The organism is Mesorhizobium sp. CO1-1-7, from assembly GCF_020164885.1.
In the GTDB taxonomy this organism is placed as follows: Bacteria; Pseudomonadota; Alphaproteobacteria; order Rhizobiales; family Rhizobiaceae; genus Mesorhizobium; species Mesorhizobium australicum.
The window spans coordinates 433,359-455,770 of sequence record NZ_JAIUHA010000003.1 but is presented as its reverse complement, the minus strand read 5'-3'; the positions used below and the strand labels follow the sequence as shown (position 1 = coordinate 455,770).

The following is a 22,412-nucleotide window of genomic DNA, read 5'->3' as shown; positions in this document are numbered from 1 at the left end:
CCCATCGGCCTCTGTGAACAATTTCCCGCAGAAAAACAAAAGGGGAACCGATATGAACAGAATAACCGTCCTTGCCGCGACATTGACACTTGCCACAGGCTTGTCCGCGCCGGCGATGGCCGCCACATCGCTCACCATCGGCATCAGCGGATGGACCGGATTCGCGCCGCTGACACTCGCCAAGCAGGCAGGGCTGTTCGAGAAGCATGGGCTCGATGTGACCTTGAAGAAGGTGCCGCAGGCCAGCCGTCCGCTCGCCATCGCCAGCGGCGACCTACAATGCGCCGCCACCACGGTCGAGACGTGGCTGGTCTGGAACGCCAGCGGGGTGACCACCAAGCAGATTTTCCAGCTCGACAAATCCTATGGCGCCGACGGCATTGTGGTGCGCAACGACATCAAGACAGTCGCCGATCTCAAGGGCAAGACCGTCGCTTCCTCGGCGCCTGGAACGTCGCCCTACTTCCTGCTGGCTTGGGTGCTGAACAAGAACGGCATGTCGACCAAGGATGTCACGGTCGTCAATCTCGAACCCGACGCGGCGGCGCAAGCCTTCCTCGCCGGCCAGAACGATGCGGCCGTCACCTACGAGCCCTTCATCTCGGCCGTGCGCGACAAGGCCGACCAGGGCCATATCCTGGCGACCACGCTCGACTATCCAATGGTTCTCGACACGGTCGGCTGCACGCCCGAATTCCTCAAGGCCAATCCCGACGCCGCCAAGGCGCTTGCCGACAGCTATTTCGACGCCCTCGACATGATCAAGAAGGAGCCGCAGAAATCCTATGAGATCATGGGCGCCGACGTGAAACAGTCGGCCAAGGAATTCGAGGATTCGGCAAAGTACCTGAAATGGGCCGACAAGGCCGAGAACAAGCAGTTCTTCACCAAGGAATTCCAGGACTTTTCCAAGACCGCCGGCGATCTGCTGCTGCAGATGGGGCTGATCAAGGAGGCACCCGACGTCGCCACTCTGGCCGACACCAGCGCCGTGGCGAATTGACGGTTCAACCCTTGGGCACCGTGCGGTGGCGCAGAGCGCCGCCGCCTTGCCGCTGACAAAGGACGAAGATGCGCCCATTGCATCCTGTCTCTCCGAGCCTGCGAAGCGTGCTCGGTATCTCCTTCTTCGTGCTGTTCGTGGCCTTCTGGGCCTGGATCACGCTTGGCGGCCACGTCAACCGCATCTTCCTCGCCGATCCGCTGTCGATGCTGCGAGATGGCTGGCGGCTGCTGGTCGAGGATCGTTTCTGGCTCGACATACTGATCACCATCTGGCGGGTCTTCGGCGGCTTTGTACTGGCCTCCGTCGTCGCGGTGCCGCTCGGCATCGCCATGGGCGCCTGGAAGCCGGTGGAAGCGTTTCTGGAGCCCTTCGTCTCCTTCGCCCGCTATCTGCCGGCGTCGGCCTTCATTCCGCTGCTCATCCTTTGGGCCGGCATTGGCGAGCTGGAAAAACTGCTCGTCATCTTCGTCGGCTCGGTGTTCCAGATCATCCTGATCATTGCCGTCAAGGTTGGGGCCACGCGGCGCGATCTGGTCGAGGCCGCTTATACGCTGGGCTCGACCAACAATGGCATCGTCAGGCGGGTCATCATGCCGGCCAATGCGCCCGAGATCGCCGAGACGCTACGGCTGGTGCTCGGCTGGGCATGGACCTATGTCATCGTGGCCGAATTGATCGGCTCATCGTCGGGCATCGGTTACATGATCATCAACAGCCAGTCGCGGCTGGCGACCGGGCAGATCATCTTCGGCATCATCGTCATCGGCCTGATCGGGCTGTTGTCCGATTTTGCATTCAAGGCGTTCAACCGCTGGCTCTTTCCATGGAGCCTGGCGTGAGCAAGCTTCTTATCGAGGGTGTCTCGCGAACCTTTGCCGGCGTGCGGGGTGGAGAACCCGTCAAGGCGCTGATGCCAATCGACCTGGCGGTGGCGGCCAACGACTTCATCACCGTTTTGGGACCGTCCGGTTGCGGAAAGTCGACACTGTTGAGGATCGTCGCCGGCTTGGAGGCGCCAAGCGAAGGCCGCGTTCGGCTAGACGGCAAGACGGTGACGCGGCCCGGGCCGGACCGCGGTATGGTCTTCCAGTCCTACACGCTGTTTCCATGGCTGACGGTCGCCGAAAACATCGGCTTCGGCCTGCGCGAACGGGGGATGGCCGAAAAGGAGCGGGACGACATTGTCGCCTCCTATGTCGATCTCGTCGGGCTGAAGGGGTTCGAGAACCATTGGCCGAAACAGCTTTCAGGGGGCATGCAGCAGCGCACGGCGATTGCCCGGGCGCTAGCCAACGATCCCGAAATCCTGTTGCTGGACGAGCCGTTCGGGGCGCTGGACAACCAGACACGCGGGCTGATGCAGGAATTGCTGCTCGGCATATGGGAACGGCGCAAGAAAACGGTGCTGTTCGTCACCCACGACATTGAGGAGGCGATCTTCATGGCCTCGCGCGTGATCGTGATGACGGCGCGGCCCGGCCGCATCAAGTCGGATGTCTCCATCGACCTGCCGCATCCCAGGCACTATACGCTGAAGACCAGTGCCGAATTCTCGGCGTTGAAGGCGCGGCTGACCGAGGACATCCGCGTCGAGGCGATGCGGACGGCGCAAGTGCGGTCGGCCGAGACCTGATCGGGATCAGGCCGCCAGCAATTGCTTGCGGTCGACGCGTTCCTGCTGCGGCGAGCGGGCGTAGAGCTCGCGGTAACATTTCGAGAAATGCGAGGCCGAGACGAAGCCGCAGGCGACCGCCACCTCGACCACCGGCAGCGACGATTGGATCAAGAGATGCCGGGCGCGGTCGAGGCGGATTTCGAGGTAGTAACGGGCAGGCGACCGTCCCATCTCGGTGCGGAACAGGCGCTCGATCTGGCGACGCGACAGGTCGACATGGTCGGCGATCTCGATCAGCGACAGCGGCTCGGACAGATTGGCCTCCATCAGCTCGATGATGGTCAGCACTTTCGAGTTCTGCACGCCGAGGCGGGCGCGCAGCGGCAGGCGCTGGCGGTCGGTCGGACTGCGCACACGATCGGTCAGCACCTGCTCGCACACGCGGTTGACGAGGTTCTCGTCGAAATCGTCGCCGATCAGCTTCAGCATCATGTCGAGCGCGGCGGTGCCGCCGGCGCAGGTGTAGATGTTCTGGTCGATCTCGAACAGGTCGGCAAAGACATTGGCCTTCGGGAACGCTTCGGAAAAACCGGGCAGGTTTTCCCAATGGATGGCACAGCGCTTGTTGGACAGGAGCCCGGCGGCGGCGAGGATATGTGCACCGGTGCACAGGCCGCCGACGGCGACGCCGCGATTGTATTCCTCGCGCAGCCAGGCAAAGGCGGACTTGTTCTGGTAGCGCTCGACATTGGTGCCGCTGCAGACGATGGCCATATTCGGGCGATCCGGCCCCGCCATCTTCTTGCGTTCCTCCTCCAGCGAGGTGTTGACCGCACACTCGACGCCGTTCGAGGCGCGCACCGGCTTGCCGTCGATGCTGGCGAGGCGCCAGCGATAGGCCTCGTAGCCGAGCATCCGATTGGCCGAGCGCAGCGGGTCGAGCGCTGTCGCAAAAGCGATCATGGTGAAATCGGGGATAAGGAAGAACACAAACGATCGCTTGATCGGATGCTTGACGGCGTTCACGGGGAACCTCATCTGGCCATGACGCGAACAGGATGTCGCGAATAGCATAGCGTCATCAGGAAAAACCATTCCTGTCAATCGTCTAGACGGCTTTGGGAAGATTAAATTTGCGACATGGGTCGCAAATGGGCAATCGCCGCGCGGTGCTGCTCGAACCAGGCCACCGTCAGGTTGTGAAAGGCGATGGAAGCGCAACAAAATAAACGCCGCCTCGGCGGACCGAGGCGGCGGCAGTCAACCCTGAAGCCGCGGCAGGGGCGCGGCTCTGGAGGTGTCTTGTATTTTCGATTTCTACGCAGTTCCGGCCGGGAAAATACGGTTTTCCTGGAACCGCGCTCGCTCAGGCGACGAAGCCGAGACGTGCCGCGGCCATGGCGCCGGTCTGGCCGGGCATGGTGTTGGCAAGACGCTGACGCTCGAGAGCGGTGGTCAGGTTCATTTCGCGGCGGGCGAAGAGGCGGGCAAAAAGCTTCATGATCATCTCCAATCGGTTGCTCGCGCGTCGGCCCGAAAATCGAATTGATTTTCGGAAAGCACGATGCGCAGACTCAAAGTGTTAGAGCGTACTTTGTGCGTCCAATAGGACGCACGTCGCTCTAAACGGGTCGCCTCCGCTTGATGGAATGGGGCAGCTCGTTTGCTGACGGTGATATAGGCTTGTGTGAGCAGGAACTAAATCGCAAAAGCGAAGCGCTTGATATGAAAAGCGACACCAGATGCGACAAATTTTGGCAAGCTACGAGCAAGATGCCTAGGATTTATGAATTTTTACAGCGGGTTAATCAAAAAATCGAGCTGCTATGCGGCTTGCTCATATGCGCCATGCAGCGGCGGCATGGCTCATGAATTCGTTTGAATACAAATAAAATAGAGAAGGCCTGCCGGGCGGGCTGCGCGGCAGGCCTTCAGCACGGGGTACACACGATTTACTTTGCTCCAGCCCAGGATCCGACGCCGCTGCGAATGCCGGTCTTGGCGTCGGAAGCTTCCGGCCAGCCGATATCCTTCTGCAGCTCGATCGGCAGTGAACGGATGGCGCGTTCGGTCTGGTAGCGGGCGCGGGCCGCGTTGAATTCGGTCGCGATGCGGCCGAGGGACGATAGGATAGACATTTCGATCTCCTTTGCTACGGCACGGCAGGCGCCGGCAATGCGTTACGTCAGGTCTGTTTCAGCTTCATTTCACGTCGAATGCAGGTCTGCGCCGTGGTCGTTTCGTGGCCGCTTTTGGCAGCATGCTGCTTCGATGGAGTTGACTATGCTCCCGGTCTGATGTTCAATCAAACGAAATGGAATGATGTTTTGTATCAGAAAAATTGAAGGTCGATCGTCATGAACGCCCCACTCAATCACCCGCTGCCGCTGCTCGACCTCGACGTTTTGCGCACCTTCGTGGCGATTGCCGAGACCGGCAGCTTCACCACCGCGGCCAATGCGGTGTTTCGGACGCCGTCGGCCGTCTCCATGCAGATCAAGAAGCTGGAGGATATTCTCGGCCGCTCGGTGTTCGCGCGCGACGCGCGTTCGGTGACGCTGACCACGGACGGCGAAATGCTGCTCGGCTATGCCCGGCGGCTTTTGTCGATCAACCGCGAGGTGGTGTCGAAGTTCATCATCCCCGATATTGTCGGGGTGGTGCGGCTCGGCTCACCTGACGACTATGGCGAGCGCGTGCTGCCGCATGTGTTGAAGCGTTTCGCGCAGTCGCATCCCTCGATCGCCGTCGACGTCACCATCGACCAGAGCAGCAATCTGCGCCGGCGCATGGATGACCGGGCGCTCGACATCACGCTGTTGACCAATTCGTACAAGACCAGCGCGCTCGGCGCCGAGGTGCTGTTGACCGAGCCGATCGTGTGGGCCGGCGCCAAGGGCGGCTGCGCGCATCTGCGCGAACCGCTGCCGGTTTCGCTTTGGGAAGAGGGCTGTGCCTGGCGGGCCGGCGCGCTCGAGGCATTGGGCCGCGAGGGCCGCAACTATCGCGTCGCTTATATGAGTGCCCATACCGCAGGCCAGCGCGCCGCGATCATGGCCGACCTCGCGGTCGCGCCGCTGCCGAGATCGTTCCTGGGTAACGACATGGTCGAACTCTGCCCTAAGGACGGAATGCCCGATATCGGCACTTACAATCTTGCCATGGTGGTGGCGCCGGACGCCAGCGCGCCGGTCAAGGCCGTCGCCGACCACATCCGCGCGACCTTCGAAGTGTTCAGGGAAACCGGCAAGTTCTGATCGATGTCGTGGGGCCGAGTTTCAATGCTCGGCGATCTCGTCACGTTCGCCGAGCCGATTGATCGTCTGGCCGAAATGGTTGGTGTGCTGGGATGAAGCTTTGGTCGACGACTTGACCGTTTCCCTTTCAGCCCGAGTGTAGGCGTCGTCCGTGAGAAACGCGACGATGTGCTGACGCGCGCGCCGCGCTTCCGGCATGTCAATCAGCGGCCAGACGTGGAACATGCCTTCCTCGTAGATCAGCTCCACCTCGACACCGGCGGCGCTGGCTTTTTGTGCAAAGATGAGATTGTCGGGCGTGAGAAGATCGCGGGAGCCCGTCAGGAGCAGTGTCTTCGGCAATACCGACAGATCGCCATAGACCGGGCTGATACGCCAGTCTGTCGGATCCAATCCGGCACTATAGAGCCGGATTGCCTCACGCCCGCCGGCGATGCCCAACCATGGATCATTCCGCTCCGCCTCAAACACTTCGGGGTTCGCGAGCGAGACGTCGAGGCCGGGTGAAATCAGCACATGGCGCGACGGCACCGGCAAACCCTCGTCCGCCGCCATCATGGTCAGCACCACGGCCATGTTGCCGCCGGCGGAATCGCCCATGAAGACGATATCTTCCGCCTCTGTCTCATCGAGCATCTGGCGGTAGACAGCGCCGACCATGCCGAACATGGCGTGGAAATCGTGTTCCGGGGCGATGGGGTAGATCGGCACGGTGATGCCGTAGCCCAGCCGGTCGGCCATGTCGGCGATCAGATACCAGTGATAGGGCGTGATCTCAAAGACATAAGCGCCGCCATGCAGGTAGAGTATCCGCTTGTGCTCTCCGGCCTTGGGGGCGATTTCGTAGACCGGAAAACCGTCCACGCTGCGCGTCTGGATTTCGAAACGCTGATGCAGCGCGGCCGGCGGATGGTGATCCTCCGTCTTGCGCGCGGCGACGATCCAGCGCTGCAGGTTTTCCGGGCTGGAAAAGGCTTGCTTGCGGCTGTGCCTGAGCACGAAGGACACAACGTGGCTTTTCAAACTTGGCATGCGAATACACGAACTTCGGCTGCAGCCGACTAAGAGAACTCCCCCTTGTAACGAAGATCGTGCCTTGGCCGAGAATGTCAAGATTTACGGCGTGCCCACACGCTGGTGTGATCCGCGCGTCGTCGGCGCCGCGGCAAAAGTGCCGTGCGCAATCGGTTGCTGGTGGCCATCGGGGATGTGTGGGATCCCCGGTGGACGCCGAGCAATTTGTATTTGTCGGCGAACGTCGTCACCGCGTGGAGCCTAGCAGCAGCGAGGCGAGTGTGGCCTGCGGATCGTTCGGCGGCGATGCCGGCCAGCCGATGTCCTTCTGGACATGGGCCGGCAAGCTGTTCAGCGCGCGGATCGATTTGTTCCTGGCGTGGGCTTGCCTGATGGCCACACCCAAGCGGCCGAAATTTTCGAACATCGACATTTTCATCTCCCCTGAAGAACGGCGATGGCCAAGGACTGTCCTCAGCCGCCGTTCGATGTGCGGGTAAATGCGCTGTGCATGTATCTGCTGGATTTCGCGAAAACAGCGTTTCGGTTTCCGGATCTGACGATCCGGAAACATTTGCATACAAATAAATCGAGGGAGTGGCCGGCGCGTCTATTCGCGGCTGCGCCGAGCAGCATGACCTTCGCGGGAGCGTCGGCGCGGTGCTGCATCTCCGGCGATGCCATCCTCGCTCACCGTCTTGCGCGGCGGCAGCTTCACCGCCGCCGCCAGTTTCGGGAACGGGTCGACCTTGTTGGGCAGCGCCATGGCGTAGACGAAGTGCTCCTGGAATTTCGGCTCGAGCGCCGTCTCGATCTTTTCGATCTGGCTCACCGTCTCCTCGATCTCGCGGCGATAGCCGCGATTGAGCAGCGCCATGCGAGCACCCGCGCCGGCGGCGTTGCCCACGGCCGAGACCTTGTCGAGGTCGCAATCGGGGATGAGACCTAGCACCATGGCGTATTTCGGATCGATGAAGGAGCCGAAGGCACCGGCGAAGTGGATGCGGTCGACATGCTCGGTGTTCTGTTTTTCCATCAACAGCTTGGTGCCGGCATAGAGCGCCGCCTTGGCCAACTGAATGGCACGCACGTCTGTCTGGGTGATGGTGATCTTGGGTTCGCCTTCCTTCAGCACGTAGGAGAAGGTGCGGCCGTTGGCAACGACGCGCGGCGAGCGCGCGGCAAGCGATCCGTCGACGACGCCATCCTCGGAGATGACGCCGGCGAGATACATTTCGGCGACGATCTCGATGATGCCGGAGCCGCAGATGCCGGTGACGCCGGTCGCCTGCACGCTGTCGAGGAAGCCGGGCTCGTCGGACCACAGTTCCGAGCCGATGACGCGGTATTTCGGCTCCAGCGTGTCTGGATCGATGCGCACGCGCTCGATGGCGCCGGGCGCGGCCCGCTGGCCACCGGAGATTTCGGCGCCTTCGAAGGCCGGACCGGTCGGCGAGGAGGCAGCGACGACCCGTGTGCGGTTTCCGAGTACGATCTCGGCATTGGTGCCGACGTCCACGATCAGCATCATTTCGTCCTGGCGGTGCGGACCTTCGGACAGGGTCACGGCCGCCGCGTCGGCGCCGACATGGCCGGCGATGCAAGGCAGCATGTAGAGCCGTGCGCCCTGGTTGAGCTTCAGCCCGATGTCGGAGGCCTTGATGCGAACGGCGCCCGACACGGCAAGCGCGAAGGGCGCGCCGCCGAGTTCGGTCGGATCGATGCCGAGGAACAGGTGATGCATGATCGGATTGCCGACGAAGACGGAATCCAGGATGTCGTTGCGCTGGACATTGCCTTCCGCGCAAACCTTATCGACGAGGCCGGAGATTGCCTCGCGGACAGCAACCGTCATGCCTTCGCGGCCATCCGGGTTCATCATCACATAGGAGACGCGGCTCATCAGATCCTCGCCGAAGCGGATCTGCGGGTTCGACGTTCCGGACGAGGCGGCGACCCGGCCCGACAGCAGCGACACCAGATGCATGGCGATGGTGGTCGAGCCGATGTCGCAGGCCAGGCCATAGGCCTCGTTCTTGAGGCCCGGCCACAGCGCGATGACGCGCGCTGTCTCGGTGTCCGTATCCTTGTAGATGGCGGCGGTCGCCGTCCAGTTGCCCTTGCGCAAAATACCTTGCACTTGCGGCAGCAGATAAAAATCGAAGTCCAGGCTTTTGAGGTTCCAGTCCTTCATCAGGGCGATCTTCAGGCGGTCGAGATCGCCAAGCGGCTTGTGCATGTCTGGTTCTTCGATCTCGACGTAGCACATGCGGATCGCGGAATCGCGGGCGATGACCCTGGTGTCGGCATCCTTGCGGATGGTCTGGGCGTTGATGACAGTGTCCTGCGGCACGTCGATGACGAGATCGCCGAGTATCTGGGCGGAGCAGGAGAGGCGGCGCCGTTCGGGCAGGCCGCGCACACGTTCATAGCGCTCTTCCTTGGGGCCTTTGGGCGATATGTGGTCGTTTGAGGAGGTGATCTTGTGCTTGGCGAAATTGCCTTCCTGCACCTCGATCTGGCAGCGCCCGCAAGTGGCGCGTCCGCCGCACACGCTCTCGACATAGACGCCGAGCTGGCGCGCGGCGTCGAGCACGGGCGTGCCGACAGGGAACCGCCCGCGCTTGCCTGACGGCATGAACAGCACGAGCGGATCGGTTATGTTTGCAGGCGAATTCACGATTGCGCGCTTATCCCCGGCCCATGCGGGCTTCACGGCCACCGCGTCGGCGGCCGCCATTGCCGCCGCCTTCGCCCGGCGCATTGACCGCTGTCGGCGCCGCCACCGCGTGGCCGCCTTCGGCCGGCTTGTAATCCTTGTAGGTCTTGATCCATTTGGTGCAGTTCTCGTCGGTGCCGTTCAGCACGTTGGCGCCGCGCACCGCTTCCATTTCCTGCGGGCGCACCGGGTTCATGATCGCCGAGGTCATGCCGGCGCCGATCACCATCGGGATGAAGGCGGCGTTGATGCCATGGCGGTGCGGCAGGCCGAAGGAGATGTTGGAGAGGCCGCAGGTGGTGTTGACCTTGAGCTCTTCGCGGAGCCGACGCAGCAGGGCGAACACCTGGCGGCCGGCATCGCCCAGCGCGCCGATCGGCATCACCAGCGGATCGACTACGACGTCATGCGCCGGGATGCCGAAATCGGCGCAGCGCTGCACGATCTTCTTGGCGACGGCAAAGCGCACGTCCGGATCCATCGAAATGCCGGTCTCGTCGTTGGAGATGGCGACGACCGGCACATTGTATTTCTTGATCAGCGGCAGGATGGCCTCGAGCTTTTCCTCCTCGCCGGTGACGGAATTGACCAACGGGCGGCCCTTGGCGACTTTCAGCGCGGCTTCGATCGCGGCGGTGACGGAACTGTCGATCGACAGCGGCAGATCGACCAGGCCCTGGACGATCTCCAGCGTCTGCACCAGAAGGCCAGGTTCGGTTTCGTTCGGGTTGACCGAGGTGACGCCGGCATTGACGTCGAGCATGGTGGCGCCGCAGGCGGCCTGCTCCAGCGCGTCCTTGATGACGGTCTCGAAATTGCCAACCACCATCTCGGCGGCGAGCTTCTTGCGGCCGGTCGGGTTGATGCGTTCGCCAATCACGCAGAAAGGCTGGTCGAAGCCGATGATGATTTCTCGTGTCGCCGAGGCGACGATGGTCCGGGTCATGAAATCTCTCCGTCGTGATATAAAGAGTTCTTTATATCGTTATCTCTTGTCGATCAAGCGAATGGTCGCTCTCCGCGGAAGTCAATGCGCGGTCTTCACCATGTCCACCTGGGTTTCGGTAATGTCGTCGTGCAGGATGCGGTCCAGCCGGTCGGCAACCATCTGGTCGTCGCGGCGGATCTCGCGTTTCCACGGCTGGCGGCCCTTCAGCACGCCCGATTCATCGACGATCTCGGCGACATATTCCTCCTGGCGATAGGCCATCACATGGATGCCGGAGACACCGGGAATTTCCTTCACCTCGTTGATGATGTCGGTGCAGAGCTGCTTGCCTTCCTTCTTCTGGTCCTGGGCGCCTTCCAGCCGCTTGATGATAGCGTCAGGGATATGGATGCCCGGCACGTTGGAGCGGATCCATTTTGCCGTCTTGGCGGAAGCGAGAGGGCCGACGCCACACAGGATGAACACTTTCTCGGTGTGGCCGAGATCACGTGCCTTCTGCATGAAGGTCTTGAACATCGGCACGTCGAAGCAATACTGCGTCTGCACGAACTGCGCGCCGGCGGCGATCTTCTTGCCGAGATGGATCGGGCGAAAGTCGAAAGGCGGCGCGAACGGATTGACGGCAGCGCCCAGGAACAGCTGCGGCGGCGTCGTCAGCTTGCGGCCGGACAGAAACTTGCCGTTGTCTCGCATGATGCGGCAAGTTTCCAACAGCGACATGGAATCGAGGTCGAACACCGGCTTGGCGCCCGGCTGGTCCCCGGCCTGCACGCCGTCGCCGGTCAGGCACAGCATGTTGGCGACGCCCATCGCGGCGCCGCCCAGCACGTCGCCCTGGATGGCGATGCGGTTCTTGTCGCGGCAGGCGATCTGCATGATCGGGGCGTAGCCCATGCGGGTCAGAAGTGCACAGATGCCGACCGACGACATATGGCAATTGGCGCCGGACGCATCGACGGCGTTGATGGCGTCGACCCAGCCGTCGAAGATCTTCGCACGGTTGTAGACATCCTCCGGATCGGCGCTGTCGGGCGGGTTCAGTTCGGTCGTCACCGCAAACTCGCCGCGCCTGAGCACGCGCTCCAGCCGGCCGCGCGAGGTGTGGCCGGGCAGGGGATCGAGCGGCAAATGGATGCCGGCCGGATTTTCGTCGAGCTGGCGGCCGGTCACGCGGAGGCTCCGGTCTTCGCGGCAGCGGCGGCTTCACGGGCTGCCGCGGCCTGCGCGGTCACCCGCAGCCAGGCAGAGGTTTCGCGCAACGACTGGTCGACCGGCTTCTGCACGGTGAGGATCCTGTCGGAGTTGACCATGTTCTGCGAACCTTCCCAGGCCTTGACCCAGACGCAGGGCATATCGGGTTCGACCTCGCAATTGCCGTTGGCGCGCACGCCGCCGCAAGGGCCGTTGCGCAACTGCTTGGGGCAGTTCATCGGGCAAGACATGCCGGTCGAGGACAGGATGCACTGACCGCACATGCGGCAGTCGAACATGAAGCCTTTTACGCGCTTTTCGACGAACTTGATTGGAGCCTCGACGCGGCCATAGCCGATACCCTTCCACAACGGGTGCAGCAGCAAGAAGGTGTCGGCGAAGCGGGCGTAGAACCATTCGAGCAAGCGCGAATGCCTGATCGACCACAGCCGTATCGCGAAGGAGCGCTGTACGCGCCGCTGCGGCGAGACATCGGCCGGCTTGTAGTCGGACTTCGGCGCCGCCTTCTTGACCTGAGTGGCCTGCGTAATGGCCACGCCTTCCTTGCTGACGGGAGTGGTTTCAGACATTTTCTTTGCCGCCGGCCTTGACCAGAGCGACCAGCCGCTCGCGGTCATATTTCGCGTCGATCTCGTTGAAGGCCTTTTCGACCTCGGCTTCGAGATCGTTACCGACCGGAACTGGATCAGCCTTGCGCCATTCGGCCAGATAGTCGTCCGTGCCGCCGGCGCCGGTGCGCATGGCGCACATGTCGATCGCCTCGGTGAAGCGCAACGGCAGTTCGCGCTTGGCGTTCTGCCGGCCCTTCCTGACGATGACCTGGGCAGGAATGTCGCGCCAGTAGACGACGATAAGATCGGCCATGAATTCTCGCTCCTCGATCCCCGAGCATTGCCGCAAGCGCAGTGGGCCCGCTTGTTATGGGACGACGCGCGCGCATTCAAAAGCGACGCATTTGGATGTCGTAAAATGAAAGGTGCGTTTATTCGTTTGCGACCCATGCCGCGACGGGGTCACTGCAGCGGTAATGGCGGCGGAATTTGCGCTGTTCCGGACACTGGATACGTTACCAAATGCCGGTTCTCAGCCCTGTCCAGACGTAGAACCAGATCGTCGGGTGGTACCACTGCTTCGATGGCAGCCCTGGATCGAACGTTGCAAGTTTTCCGGCCAGCGCGTCGCTGACCGCCTCGACGCAGATGTCGCGCGAAAACGCCGCCTGGCGCAGCGCATAGCTTGAGATGGTGTCACCTTGTTTCGGCTCGCCGCGCACCTGCTTCAGCACGCCACCAGTGTCGACGCCCGCATCGACCAGATGGACGGTGGTGCCGAAATTCTGCGGATCGCCTGACGTCAACGCCCAATAGCCGCCATTCATGCCGCGATATTTCGGGGTGATGCCGGCATGATAGTTGAGCACCGGACACGGCATTTTGGCCAGCATCTCCCTGGAAATCAGCCGGCAGCCGTTCAGCAGCACGACGCCGGGCTTGATCGTCTCGATTGCCTGCAGACATTCCGGCCCGTTGGCGGATGCCACATGGATGATGACCTGGCCTTGCCGCGGTTCCGTTTCAAGCTTCTCCTCGGCAATCAACCGGGCGGCGTGTTTGACATTAAGCCGTTTGCCGAGCCTGCTCAGCACCATAGTGCCGAGCTGGCCGATGGCAGAGATCCAGCCCTGGCGTCGGGCGCGGCCGCGCAGCAATTGCTTTTTAGATTCAGGGATTTCGAGGACGACGCTGACAGGGCCGACGCGGTCGGCGAGGTCGTTGATCATGGCCCAGACATGCGCGCCGCCACCGGTGACGACCACAATAGGTCGCGGATTTGGTTGCGACGCTGCCATTGATCTTTCCGTGCTCCAGGGACCGGCCGATGTGGCCGGACCTTAGGGCGGGCGGGTTAATCCTTGGTATGCCGGAAGCCTTACCAACCCATGAAGACCCCGGTCAGCGCATGAAGACCCGGTCAGCGCTTGAACTCCATGATGTCGAGCTTCGATTCATAATAGGGCGCGGGGAACTCGATGCGCCATTCCTTGGCGCTGTTTCGGAAGGCGTAACCGACCTGGTCGGTTTGCGGGCCGCTGCCATAGGGCTTTGCCCGATCGTCGTTGACGGAGCCGGAGCCAAGATAGATCGAGCGCTTGTCGCCGTCGTCGAAGAAGCGGCCCTGGGTGCGCTGAGAACCGCTGATCTTTTCCAGCCGCCAGCCGGAGCCATCATCGGTGACCCTGCATTTGAACCAGCCATAGACAACGAGCGGGCTCAGTCCGCCGGCCTTGATCGTGCGGCACCGCCAGTTGCCCGTGAGATCCTTGTCGGAGAAGGCGACCAGCGGCTTGGCCAACAGCGTGTCGAGCTGCTTGAGCTCGGCGGGGTTGCCCGCCTTTGCTTCGGCGAGCGCCCCCTTGCGGGTGTCGCCATATTTGTCGAGCCGCGCCTTATCGGCAGGCGTGATCAGTTTTTGCACTTGTCCGTCGGCAAGGGCGGGCAAAGTACAGCAGAGGAGACCAAGGGCGGCGATCAATGAGCGAAGGATCATCAAAGAATTCCCTGTTTTGTCTGGAACGGCGCTGCCGCCGCCTGGCGCATAACTTACCGGGTCGCTGGCGCCTGTCATCCGTGCTTAACAGCGTCTCGGTCAAAACTCATGGTGTGACGCATGCGAATCTTGCTTACGGGATCGTCGGGTTGGCTGGGCAGCGCGCTGGCGCCACTCCTGCGTGAGCTTGGACATGACGTGACCGGCCTCGATCCCGTTCCATCGGCCGAAACGCGGATCGTCGGTTCGATTGCCGACCGTGACCTCGTCATGCGTGCCGTCGGAGAAAACCGGATAGAGGCCATTATTCACAGCGGCGCGCTGCACAAGCCCAACATAGACAGCCACGCCAACAGCGATTTCATCGCGGCCAACGTGCAAGGCACGCTAAACCTGCTCGACGCGGCGGTGGCGGCCAATGTGCAACGCTTCGTCTTCACGTCAACGACCTCGCTGATGATCTCGCAGGCGATACGCGACGGCTTCAAGGGCGGTGCGCGCAAGGCGGCGTGGCTGACGGAAGCGATGTCGCCCGAGCCGCGCAACATCTATGGCGTCACCAAGCTATCCGCCGAGCATCTCTGCCGTCTCTACCACCTCCAGCACGGCCTGCCGGTGGTGGTGCTGCGCACGGCACGTTTCTTCCCCGAGGCCGACGACATGGCGCATGCCATCGAGCAGTCGGACGCCAACACCAAGGCGAACGAACTGCTGTTTCGGCGGCTGATGGTAGAGGACGCGGCGCAGGCGCATGTCGCCGCCTTGGAGAAGGCACCGGAGCTCGGCTTCGACACCTTCATCATCTGTGCGCCGACGCCGTTCCAACCCGAAGATTGCGAGGCGTTGATCAGGGACGCGCCGTCCGTGGTGGCGCGGTATTTTCCTGAATTTCCCGCTCTCTACGCGAGGAAGGGCTGGACGATGTTTTCCTCGATCGACCGGATCTATGACGCGTCGCGGGCGAGGGACAGGCTGGGTTTTGCCTGCAGGACGAGCTTTGCCGACGTGCTGGCGGCGCTGGCAGCCGAAGACCCGGCCTGAAGCCGTCAGGCGTTCGCGGCCGCCCGCGCCAGGCCTGGCGTCAGGTCGCCAAAACCGGTGGAGCGGCGCTCATAGGCGAGGCCGAGCAGGGCGGCGGCCTTTTCCGCGACCTTGTCGAGCTCCGGATCATCGGTCTGCGCCAGATAGATCAGCTTCTCGTAATTGCCGAAATAGTCCTTGATCAGCTCCGGGTGCTTATCCAGCCCGAGCGGCTTCATGAAGAAGGCATCGAACTGGCGGCACAGGAAGTCCGTCATGTAGAAGGACATCATGTCGTCGTCGGCGACCTTCCCATAGGCGTCCATGCCTTGATAGAACGCGAAGCAATGCGGGCCGGCCATGCGTTCGACGCCATGCTTCTCCAACACGCGGTCAAGCAGGCCGCCAGTGCCGCAATCGGCATAGCCGACGAAGATGTGTTCATAGCCTTCCGCCCTGGCCTTCTCGATCGCCTTTTCCATGGCCGGCGCGATGCGGTCGGGATGGAAATGAAACTCCGCCGGCAAACACGTCAATTCGAGGTGATCCAGCCCGAGCTGTTCCTTGACGGCCAACACCTCGCGCGCAATCATCCCGCAGGCGATGACGAGCAGCCTGTCTGTCTGATTCGGTTTTGTTTTTTTCGTCTTGACCAAGTCGAGCCGGCTTTTCGCTGTGGGGCTAATTTATCTGTCGAGGGAGACACCGTCCATGAAACTGCTACGCATAGCGCCGATGGCTATCCTTGCCTGCGCTCTTGCACTTACGGCCTGCGCCAACACCGTTCGGGGTGTCGGCAAGGATGTCAAATCGACGGCGAGGGCGGTCAAAGACACCGTCGCCAATTGATCGGCGGCCGTCCCTCATCTGGGGACAAAAAAGCCGCGCTGCAAGGCGCGGCTTCTTTTCGTCGCCCTGATGCCTTGGATCAGGCCGAAGCACGCACGTTGTGCTTGCGCTTCATGAAATCCTTGGCGGTCTCGACCGCTACCGCCGCGTCGCGGCAATAAGCGTCGGCGCCGACGGCCTTGCCGAATTCCTCGTTGAGCGGCGCGCCGCCGACCAGCACGACGTAGTCGTCGCGAATGCCCTTTTCCTTCATCGTGTCGATGACGACCTTCATGTAGGGCATGGTGGTGGTGAGCAGTGCTGACATGCCGATGATGTCGGGCTGGTGCTTTTCAATCGCGTCGAGATACTTTTCGACCGCGTTGTTGATGCCGAGATCGATGACGTCGAAGCCAGCACCCTCCATCATCATGCCGACGAGGTTCTTGCCGATGTCGTGGATGTCGCCCTTGACGGTGCCGATCACCATCTTGCCCTGTTTCGGCGCGCCGGTGGCGGCGAGCAGCGGACGCAGGATGAACATGCCGGCCTTCATGGCGTTGGCGGACAACAGCACTTCCGGCACGAACAGGATGCCGTCGCGAAAATCCTCGCCGACGATACGCATGCCTTCGACCAGCGCCTCGGTAAGCACCTTGTAGGGCGCCCAGCCGCGCTCGAGGAGGATGTTGGTGCCTTCCTCGATCTCTTCCTTCAGCCCGTCATAGAGATCGTCGTGCATCTGCTGCACCAGCTCGTCGTCGGAAAGCTCGGAAAGGATGATCTCGTCGTCGGACATTTTTATCCAGCTCCTCACGGCATCGCGACTGTGTCGCAAGGCACAAAATAATGGTGTTCATACCTAACCCGCAACGGGCGGGTATCCATAGCTGATTTGCGACTTCCCGCAAAAGGAAAGCGACTGGAAAATCTATCGGTTTTCTTGTCGATTTTGCGACAGGCGTTGGCGCGGACGGGCCGTTTCGAATAGGGTGCATGGCTACGATCCGGGCAAAGCCGCGTCATGCGGCCGCAACGGTTACGGACCAGCCATAGTCAGGCGGGCCATATTCAGGGAAGAGCGATCATGAGTGAACACGCGGCAGTCGACCAGGAAGCGTCAAACGCGCGGCGTGGGCGCGGCGCCAGTGGCGGAGCGGCGGCCAGGCGTGCGGCGCGCTCAGGCGGCGGCCCCGGCACCCAGCTCACCTATATCAAGCGCAAGATCAACGTCTACGAGGTGCTGAACGAGGAAGGCCTGGCGCTGATCGAGAAGAACACCGACACGGTGCTGGAAGAGATCGGCATCATTTTTCGTGATGACGCCGAAGCACTGCAGCTCTGGAAAGAGGCCGGCGCCGACGTCAAGGGCGAGCGCGTGCATTTTCCCAAGGGGCTCTGCCGTTCGCTCTTGAAGACCGCGCCGCCCATCTACACCCAGCATGCCCGCAATTCAGAACGCTCGGTGCAGATCGGCGGCAATGCGACGGTGTTCGCGCCGGTCTATGGTCCGCCCTTCGTGCGCGATCTCGACGGCGTCAGGCGCTACGCGACGATCGAGGATTTCCAGAATTTCGTGAAGCTTGCCTATATGGCGCCGTCGATCCACCATTCGGGCGGCACGGTGTGCGAGCCGGTCGACGTGCCGGTCAACAAGCGTCATCTCGACATGGTCTACGCGCACATCAAATATTCCGACAAGCCGTTCATGGGTTCGGTGACCGCACCGGAGCGCGCCGAGGACACGGTGGCGATGGCCAAGCTCGTCTTCGGCGACGACTTCGTCGAGAACAACACGGTGCTGACCAGCCTGATCAACGCCAACTCGCCGATGGTGTTCGACGAGACCATGCTTGGCGCCCTGAAGGTCTATTCGCGTCATAACCAGGCCTGCATCGTCACGCCGTTCATCCTGGCCGGCGCGATGAGCCCGGTGACGGTCGCCGGCACGCTGACGCAGGTCCTGGCCGAAGTGCTGGCCGGCGCCTCGTTCACGCAGCTGATCCGTCCGGGCGCGCCGGTGCTGTTCGGCACCTTCGCCTCGTCGATCTCGATGCAGTCGGGCGCGCCGACCTTCGGCACACCGGAGCCGTCGCTGGTCTCCTATGGCGCTGCCCAACTCGCCCGCCGGCTCGGCTTGCCGTTCCGTACCGGGGGCTCGCTCTGTGCTTCGAAAGTTCCGGACGCACAGGCAGCCTATGAGAGCGCCAACACGCTGAACTCGACCATTCTCGCCGGCACCAATTTCGTCCTGCATTCGGCAGGCTGGCTCGAAGGCGGGCTGGCCTCCTGCTACGAAAAATTCATGATGGATATCGACCAGCTCGGCATGACCCAGAAATTCTCCGAGGGCGTCGACCTGTCGGAGAACGGCCAGGCGATGGACGCCATCCGCCAGGTCGGCCCGGGCAGCCACTATCTCGGCTGCGACCATACCCAGGCCAATTTCCAGACCGCCTTCTACCGCTCGTCGATCGCCGACAACAACTCCTACGAGCAGTGGCTGGCCGAGGGCCAGAAGACCGCACCGCAGCGCGCCAACGATCTGGCGCGGCGCTGGCTGGAGGCTTACGAAGCGCCGCACCTTGATGAAGGCATCGATGAAGCCCTGAAGGATTTCATCGCCAAGAAGAAGGGGTCGATGCCCGACGCCTTCACCTGAAAGGAGCCCGAGTCAGGCGGGGCTAAAGTCGCCAACATCATCCACAAGGAAGTCTGGCGGAGCGCCTTCTCCGATCCGGACAAGAAGGGATGATTGCGTGCGCGGTATGATCGAGGAGATCACGGCCGCGCTTGGCGCCAACGGCCTCATCCTGCGTGGCGGCTTTCTCTTTCCCGATGACGAGGGTGGCCCTGATGGCGCCTCGGGTGAGCCGGCAAAGTCTGTCCTGCTGGTAGGGCAGGCGGGCGCCGCGCCTTGGCCGCATTTCCTGCGCTGGCGGGGCCAGCAGCCACAGGCGATCGCCGATCCGCTCGACACCTGGTCGCGGGAGGTCATCGGCGAGGTGGCGCAAGAGTTTGGTGCCCGCGTCGTTTCGCCGTCGGACAAACCTTACCTGCCGTTCCAGCAATGGGCTGTTCGGGCGGAAGGGCTGAGGCCGTCGCCGCTCGGGATCCTCATGCATCCGCAATACGGGCTTTGGCATGCTTATCGCGGCGCGCTGCTGTTCGAGGACGAGATAACGCTTCCGGAATTTCGGGAGACGATCCATCTTTGCGACACCTGCGTCGACAAACCTTGTCTGAAATCCTGTCCGGTCGCCGCTTATTCGACGGATGGTTTCGCCTACCAGGCCTGCCTCGCGCATGTGCGGGGGGCGAATGGCGAGCCGTGCCGGGCCGGTGGTTGTCTTGACCGCAATGCCTGCCCCTATGGCGCGCAGTTTCGCTATCCGCCGGAGGTCCAGGCCTTCCACATGGCTGCGTTCGCTGGTCCTTAGCGCATCACGCGATCCCGCACGAAATGTTGACCGCCGGGCTCAGGGAACGCCTTGCCGTGGCGGCTTGCGCGGATATGTATCGCGCATCTGGCAAACGGAGCACGCAATGATGAAGCAGGACCTTCACATCAAGACCCGTGACGGTGTGGCGAAGGCAGGCCTGTTCCGCTCGGCCAAGGTTTCTTCAGCCAAGGCTGGCGTCATTCTCTACCAGGACGCCTTCGGTCCGCGCCCGGCGCTTGACCTGATGGCGGAACGGCTGGCGGGCGAGGGCTATGCGGTGCTGGTGCCCGATCTCTTCTACCGCGATGCTCCTTATGGCCCGTTCGACGCCAAGACCGCTTTTGTCGAAGAAAGGACCAGGGCGCCGCTGATGGCGCTGGTCACCGGCACGACGCAGGAAATGACCATCAGCGACAGCGCCGCCTTTGTCGACGCGCTCGCCGGCGAAGGCGTCACGGGACCGATCGGCACGGTCGGCTATTGCATGGGCGGGGCGCGGGCGCTCAACGCGGCCGCGACCTACCCCGACAGGATCAAGGCCGCCGCCAGTTTCCATGGCGGCAACCTCGCCAGCGATGCCGCCGACAGCCCGCACCGCAAGGCGGCCTCCATCAAGGCGCGTGTGTATGTCGGCATGGCGGGCGTCGACCGGAGTTTCCCACCGGAGCAGTCGACCAAGCTGGCCGAGGCGCTGAGGACGGCGGGAGTCGACTATCTGCTGGAGAATTATGTCGGCATGGCGCATGGCTGGTGCGTGCCCGACCACAGTGTCTACGACGAAGGGGGAGCCGAGCGTCACTGGAAACGGCTGACGGCGCTGTTTGCCGAGACACTGACCTGAGTCTCGCGCGGCTATTCCCGCCTGTTGGCTGCCCGATCCGTTCGCGGTATCAGGGCGGTCTCGCTGAATGAGCGGGAGCCGCGCGGGAACGATCAACCTGATGCAATCCTATGATGTCGTGATCATCGGCGCCGGCGCCGCCGGAATGATGTGCGCCGTGGAAGCCGCCAAGCGCGGCCGTTCGGTGCTGATCCTCGATCACGCGGCGGCACCTGGCGAAAAGATCCGCATCTCCGGCGGCGGCCGGTGCAATTTCACCAACATTCATGCGAGCCCGAAGAATTTCATCTCGAGGAATCCGCATTTCTGCATCTCGGCGCTCAGCCGCTATACGCAGCGCGACTTCATTGCGCTGGTCGAACGCCACGGCATTGCCTATCACGAGAAGACATTGGGGCAGCTGTTCTGCGACGGCTCGGCGCGCCAGATCATCGATATGCTGGTCTCGGAAATGCGGGGCAGGGGCGCCGAGCTGGTATTGTCGACCCGCGTCGAGGCTATCGGTAGAACCGAGGAAGGGTTTGAACTCGCCCTCTCCACGGGCTCGGTTTCCTGCCAGTCCCTGGTCGTGGCCTGTGGCGGCAAGTCGATCCCCAAGATGGGCGCGACGGGCTTCGGCTACGAGCTTGCCGAACGGTTTGGCCTTGCCGTCGTCGAAACACGGCCTGCCCTGGTGCCGCTGACCTTCGACGCAAAAACGCTTGAGCGGCTTTCGCCCCTGGCCGGAAACGCGGTCGACGCCGAGATTGCCTGCGGCAGGACGCGGTTTTCCGAGGCGATGCTGTTCACGCATCGCGGCGTCAGCGGGCCATCCATCCTGCAGATATCCTCCTATTGGCGCGAGGGCGATGAGATCCGCATCGCCATGCTGCCGGGCACGGATGTGGCTGAACTCATCCGCGCTGCCAGGCGTGGCAATGGCCGGCAAGCGGTGCAGACCGTGCTGGCAAATCATTTGCCGAAACGACTGGCTCAGGCGATAGCCGAGCAAACCGGGCTGGACGGCAACCTCGCCGATCTTTCCGAGGCTCAGATCAAAACCGTCGAGGCTGCGGTCAACGACTGGCGCATCAAGCCAGCCGGTTCGGAGGGCTACCGGACGGCCGAAGTGACGCTCGGCGGGGTAGACACCAACGGCCTCGACCAGAAGACGATGCAGGCGAAGCTGGTGCCGGGCCTGTTCTTCATCGGCGAGGTCGTCGACGTCACCGGCTGGCTCGGCGGCTATAATTTCCAATGGGCGTGGTCGTCGGGCTGGGCGGCGGGCCAGGCGTGTTGACATTCAGGTGAGGCCGGCCTGCCCTCACTCGGTACGCCCTGGACGCAAACGCCCAAATTCGAGAAAAATCTTTCCATCACCCCAAGGATTAGCCATTAGCCTTCGTCCAACAGGCAAATGATGGCGATGATACTGGATGAGAGCGAAGCCTCCGACGCCGAACTGATCGGGCGGGCGAAGGGCGGAGACAGGGGGGCCTTCGGCAAATTGCTGGAGCGTCACTATGACTTCGTCTATCGCGTCGCCTATCGCTGGTGCGGCAGGAAGGCCGATGCCGAAGACATCGCCCAGGAAGTCTGTGTCAGGCTGGGCAAGGCGATCCGCGATTATCGCGGCAGCGGCGCGTTCACGACATGGCTCTACACCATGACGATGAACGCCGCGCGCGACACGATGCGCAAGACCCAGCGCGAGACGGTCAAGACCGAGGCCTATGGCGTCCATGCGCTGATTTCGGGCGAAGGCCCGGCCGAGGGTGAAGACCCGACCGAGGCGTTGTGGGCGGCGGTGCGGCAATTGCCGGACAAGCAGCGCGATGCCGTGATGCTTGTCCATGGCGAAGGCTTGAGCCACGCGGCCGCCGCCGAGGCGATGGCGATCTCGGAGACGACGGTTTCCTGGCACATCCATGAAGCGAAGAAACGGCTGAAGACGTTGATGCGTTCAGCCGGGGAAGTGTGAC

The 22,412-nt window shown here is 62.4% G+C and carries 25 protein-coding genes; 11 read left to right on the top strand and 14 right to left on the bottom strand.

Going from position 1 to position 22,412, the window contains the following annotated elements; translation table 11 throughout:
* Positions 1-52: 52 nt before the first annotated feature.
* The 3 genes from LB516_RS08810 (at position 53) to LB516_RS08800 (ending at position 2,639) form a co-directional block, all read left to right on the top strand.
* Complete coding sequence (locus LB516_RS08810) at positions 53-1,003, top strand: ABC transporter substrate-binding protein (protein WP_140873523.1); 951 nt, start codon at positions 53-55, stop codon at positions 1,001-1,003.
* A gap of 68 nt (positions 1,004-1,071) precedes the next feature.
* Entirely contained in the window at positions 1,072-1,845 is a 774-nt protein-coding gene (locus LB516_RS08805) for an ABC transporter permease (RefSeq protein WP_224719347.1), read from the top strand.
* The gene (locus LB516_RS08800; protein WP_140714835.1) at positions 1,842-2,639 is read left to right on the top strand and encodes an ABC transporter ATP-binding protein; all 798 of its coding nucleotides are present in this window, start codon (positions 1,842-1,844) and stop codon (positions 2,637-2,639) included. The genes LB516_RS08805 and LB516_RS08800 overlap by 4 nt, the downstream gene beginning before the upstream one ends.
* Positions 2,640-2,645: 6 nt before the next feature.
* On the opposite strand, the gene LB516_RS08795 is transcribed toward LB516_RS08800, so the two are convergent.
* From LB516_RS08795 to LB516_RS08790, 3 genes are all read right to left on the bottom strand, one after another.
* Positions 2,646-3,659 (bottom strand): GlxA family transcriptional regulator, encoded by a 1,014-nt coding sequence (locus LB516_RS08795; protein ID WP_263484891.1) that lies wholly within the window; start codon positions 3,657-3,659, stop codon positions 2,646-2,648.
* 328 nt (positions 3,660-3,987) lie between these two features.
* Entirely contained in the window at positions 3,988-4,122 is a 135-nt protein-coding gene (locus tag LB516_RS28835) for a hypothetical protein (RefSeq protein WP_013894968.1), read from the bottom strand.
* 451 nt (positions 4,123-4,573) lie between these two features.
* Complete coding sequence (locus LB516_RS08790) at positions 4,574-4,759, bottom strand: hypothetical protein (RefSeq protein WP_023769849.1); 186 nt, start codon at positions 4,757-4,759, stop codon at positions 4,574-4,576.
* Positions 4,760-4,978: 219 nt separating this feature from the next.
* Between LB516_RS08790 and LB516_RS08785 the strand changes: the two genes are divergently transcribed.
* Positions 4,979-5,878 (top strand): LysR substrate-binding domain-containing protein, encoded by a 900-nt coding sequence (locus LB516_RS08785; RefSeq protein WP_015317416.1) that lies wholly within the window; start codon positions 4,979-4,981, stop codon positions 5,876-5,878.
* A gap of 21 nt (positions 5,879-5,899) precedes the next feature.
* Here the strand turns inward: LB516_RS08785 and LB516_RS08780 are convergent, their stop codons facing one another.
* The 9 genes from LB516_RS08780 to LB516_RS08740 form a co-directional block, all read right to left on the bottom strand.
* Positions 5,900-6,910, bottom strand: coding sequence for an alpha/beta hydrolase (locus LB516_RS08780; protein WP_224523466.1), 1,011 nt, complete (start codon positions 6,908-6,910; stop codon positions 5,900-5,902).
* A 229-nt stretch (positions 6,911-7,139) separates the two neighbouring features.
* Positions 7,140-7,325 carry a hypothetical protein gene (locus LB516_RS08775; protein WP_140873527.1) on the bottom strand — a complete coding sequence of 62 codons (186 nt, stop codon included), beginning with the start codon at positions 7,323-7,325 and terminating at the stop codon, positions 7,140-7,142.
* A gap of 177 nt (positions 7,326-7,502) precedes the next feature.
* Positions 7,503-9,632: an ASKHA domain-containing protein gene (locus LB516_RS08770; protein ID WP_015317419.1), complete on the bottom strand. Its 2,130-nt coding sequence runs from the start codon at positions 9,630-9,632 to the stop codon at positions 7,503-7,505.
* On the bottom strand, positions 9,583-10,557 hold the full coding sequence (locus tag LB516_RS08765) for a methyltetrahydrofolate cobalamin methyltransferase (RefSeq protein WP_023769853.1): 975 nt from the start codon (positions 10,555-10,557) through the stop codon (positions 9,583-9,585). Before LB516_RS08765 ends, LB516_RS08770 begins: the two co-directional genes overlap by 50 nt.
* Positions 10,558-10,638: 81 nt before the next feature.
* Positions 10,639-11,730: a methylenetetrahydrofolate reductase gene (locus tag LB516_RS08760; RefSeq protein ID WP_015317421.1), complete on the bottom strand. Its 1,092-nt coding sequence runs from the start codon at positions 11,728-11,730 to the stop codon at positions 10,639-10,641.
* The gene (locus LB516_RS08755) at positions 11,727-12,341 is read right to left on the bottom strand and encodes a methylenetetrahydrofolate reductase C-terminal domain-containing protein (RefSeq protein ID WP_015317422.1); all 615 of its coding nucleotides are present in this window, start codon (positions 12,339-12,341) and stop codon (positions 11,727-11,729) included. Before LB516_RS08755 ends, LB516_RS08760 begins: the two co-directional genes overlap by 4 nt.
* Positions 12,334-12,636 (bottom strand): virulence factor, encoded by a 303-nt coding sequence (locus tag LB516_RS08750; protein WP_224719346.1) that lies wholly within the window; start codon positions 12,634-12,636, stop codon positions 12,334-12,336. Before LB516_RS08750 ends, LB516_RS08755 begins: the two co-directional genes overlap by 8 nt.
* A gap of 202 nt (positions 12,637-12,838) precedes the next feature.
* On the bottom strand, positions 12,839-13,621 hold the full coding sequence (locus LB516_RS08745; protein WP_224719345.1) for a formyl transferase: 783 nt from the start codon (positions 13,619-13,621) through the stop codon (positions 12,839-12,841).
* A gap of 122 nt (positions 13,622-13,743) precedes the next feature.
* The gene (locus LB516_RS08740) at positions 13,744-14,319 is read right to left on the bottom strand and encodes a DUF4893 domain-containing protein (RefSeq protein ID WP_224719343.1); all 576 of its coding nucleotides are present in this window, start codon (positions 14,317-14,319) and stop codon (positions 13,744-13,746) included.
* A 120-nt stretch (positions 14,320-14,439) separates the two neighbouring features.
* Here LB516_RS08740 and LB516_RS08735 point away from each other — a divergent pair, with 120 nt between their 5' ends.
* Positions 14,440-15,360 carry an NAD-dependent epimerase/dehydratase family protein gene (locus LB516_RS08735; protein ID WP_140661053.1) on the top strand — a complete coding sequence of 307 codons (921 nt, stop codon included), beginning with the start codon at positions 14,440-14,442 and terminating at the stop codon, positions 15,358-15,360.
* A 5-nt stretch (positions 15,361-15,365) separates the two neighbouring features.
* On the opposite strand, the gene LB516_RS08730 is transcribed toward LB516_RS08735, so the two are convergent.
* Positions 15,366-15,995 (bottom strand): DUF1638 domain-containing protein, encoded by a 630-nt coding sequence (locus LB516_RS08730; RefSeq protein ID WP_140661054.1) that lies wholly within the window; start codon positions 15,993-15,995, stop codon positions 15,366-15,368.
* 55 nt (positions 15,996-16,050) lie between these two features.
* On the opposite strand from LB516_RS08730, the gene LB516_RS08725 reads away from it, so the two are divergent.
* Entirely contained in the window at positions 16,051-16,188 is a 138-nt protein-coding gene (locus tag LB516_RS08725) for an entericidin A/B family lipoprotein (RefSeq protein WP_015317428.1), read from the top strand.
* A gap of 79 nt (positions 16,189-16,267) precedes the next feature.
* On the opposite strand, the gene LB516_RS08720 is transcribed toward LB516_RS08725, so the two are convergent.
* Positions 16,268-16,966 carry a corrinoid protein gene (locus tag LB516_RS08720; protein ID WP_015317429.1) on the bottom strand — a complete coding sequence of 233 codons (699 nt, stop codon included), beginning with the start codon at positions 16,964-16,966 and terminating at the stop codon, positions 16,268-16,270.
* Positions 16,967-17,254: 288 nt separating this feature from the next.
* On the opposite strand from LB516_RS08720, the gene LB516_RS08715 reads away from it, so the two are divergent.
* The 5 genes from LB516_RS08715 (at position 17,255) to LB516_RS08695 (ending at position 22,411) form a co-directional block, all read left to right on the top strand.
* Complete coding sequence (locus LB516_RS08715) at positions 17,255-18,829, top strand: trimethylamine methyltransferase family protein (protein WP_140615930.1); 1,575 nt, start codon at positions 17,255-17,257, stop codon at positions 18,827-18,829.
* A 97-nt stretch (positions 18,830-18,926) separates the two neighbouring features.
* Positions 18,927-19,607: a 4Fe-4S dicluster domain-containing protein gene (locus LB516_RS08710; protein WP_224719342.1), complete on the top strand. Its 681-nt coding sequence runs from the start codon at positions 18,927-18,929 to the stop codon at positions 19,605-19,607.
* A gap of 106 nt (positions 19,608-19,713) precedes the next feature.
* On the top strand, positions 19,714-20,451 hold the full coding sequence (locus LB516_RS08705; protein ID WP_224719341.1) for a dienelactone hydrolase family protein: 738 nt from the start codon (positions 19,714-19,716) through the stop codon (positions 20,449-20,451).
* Between the two features lie 100 nt (positions 20,452-20,551).
* Entirely contained in the window at positions 20,552-21,730 is a 1,179-nt protein-coding gene (locus LB516_RS08700; RefSeq protein WP_224719381.1) for an NAD(P)/FAD-dependent oxidoreductase, read from the top strand.
* A 120-nt stretch (positions 21,731-21,850) separates the two neighbouring features.
* Entirely contained in the window at positions 21,851-22,411 is a 561-nt protein-coding gene (locus tag LB516_RS08695; protein ID WP_224719340.1) for an RNA polymerase sigma factor, read from the top strand.
* The last annotated feature ends 1 nt before the right edge of the window (position 22,412 follow it).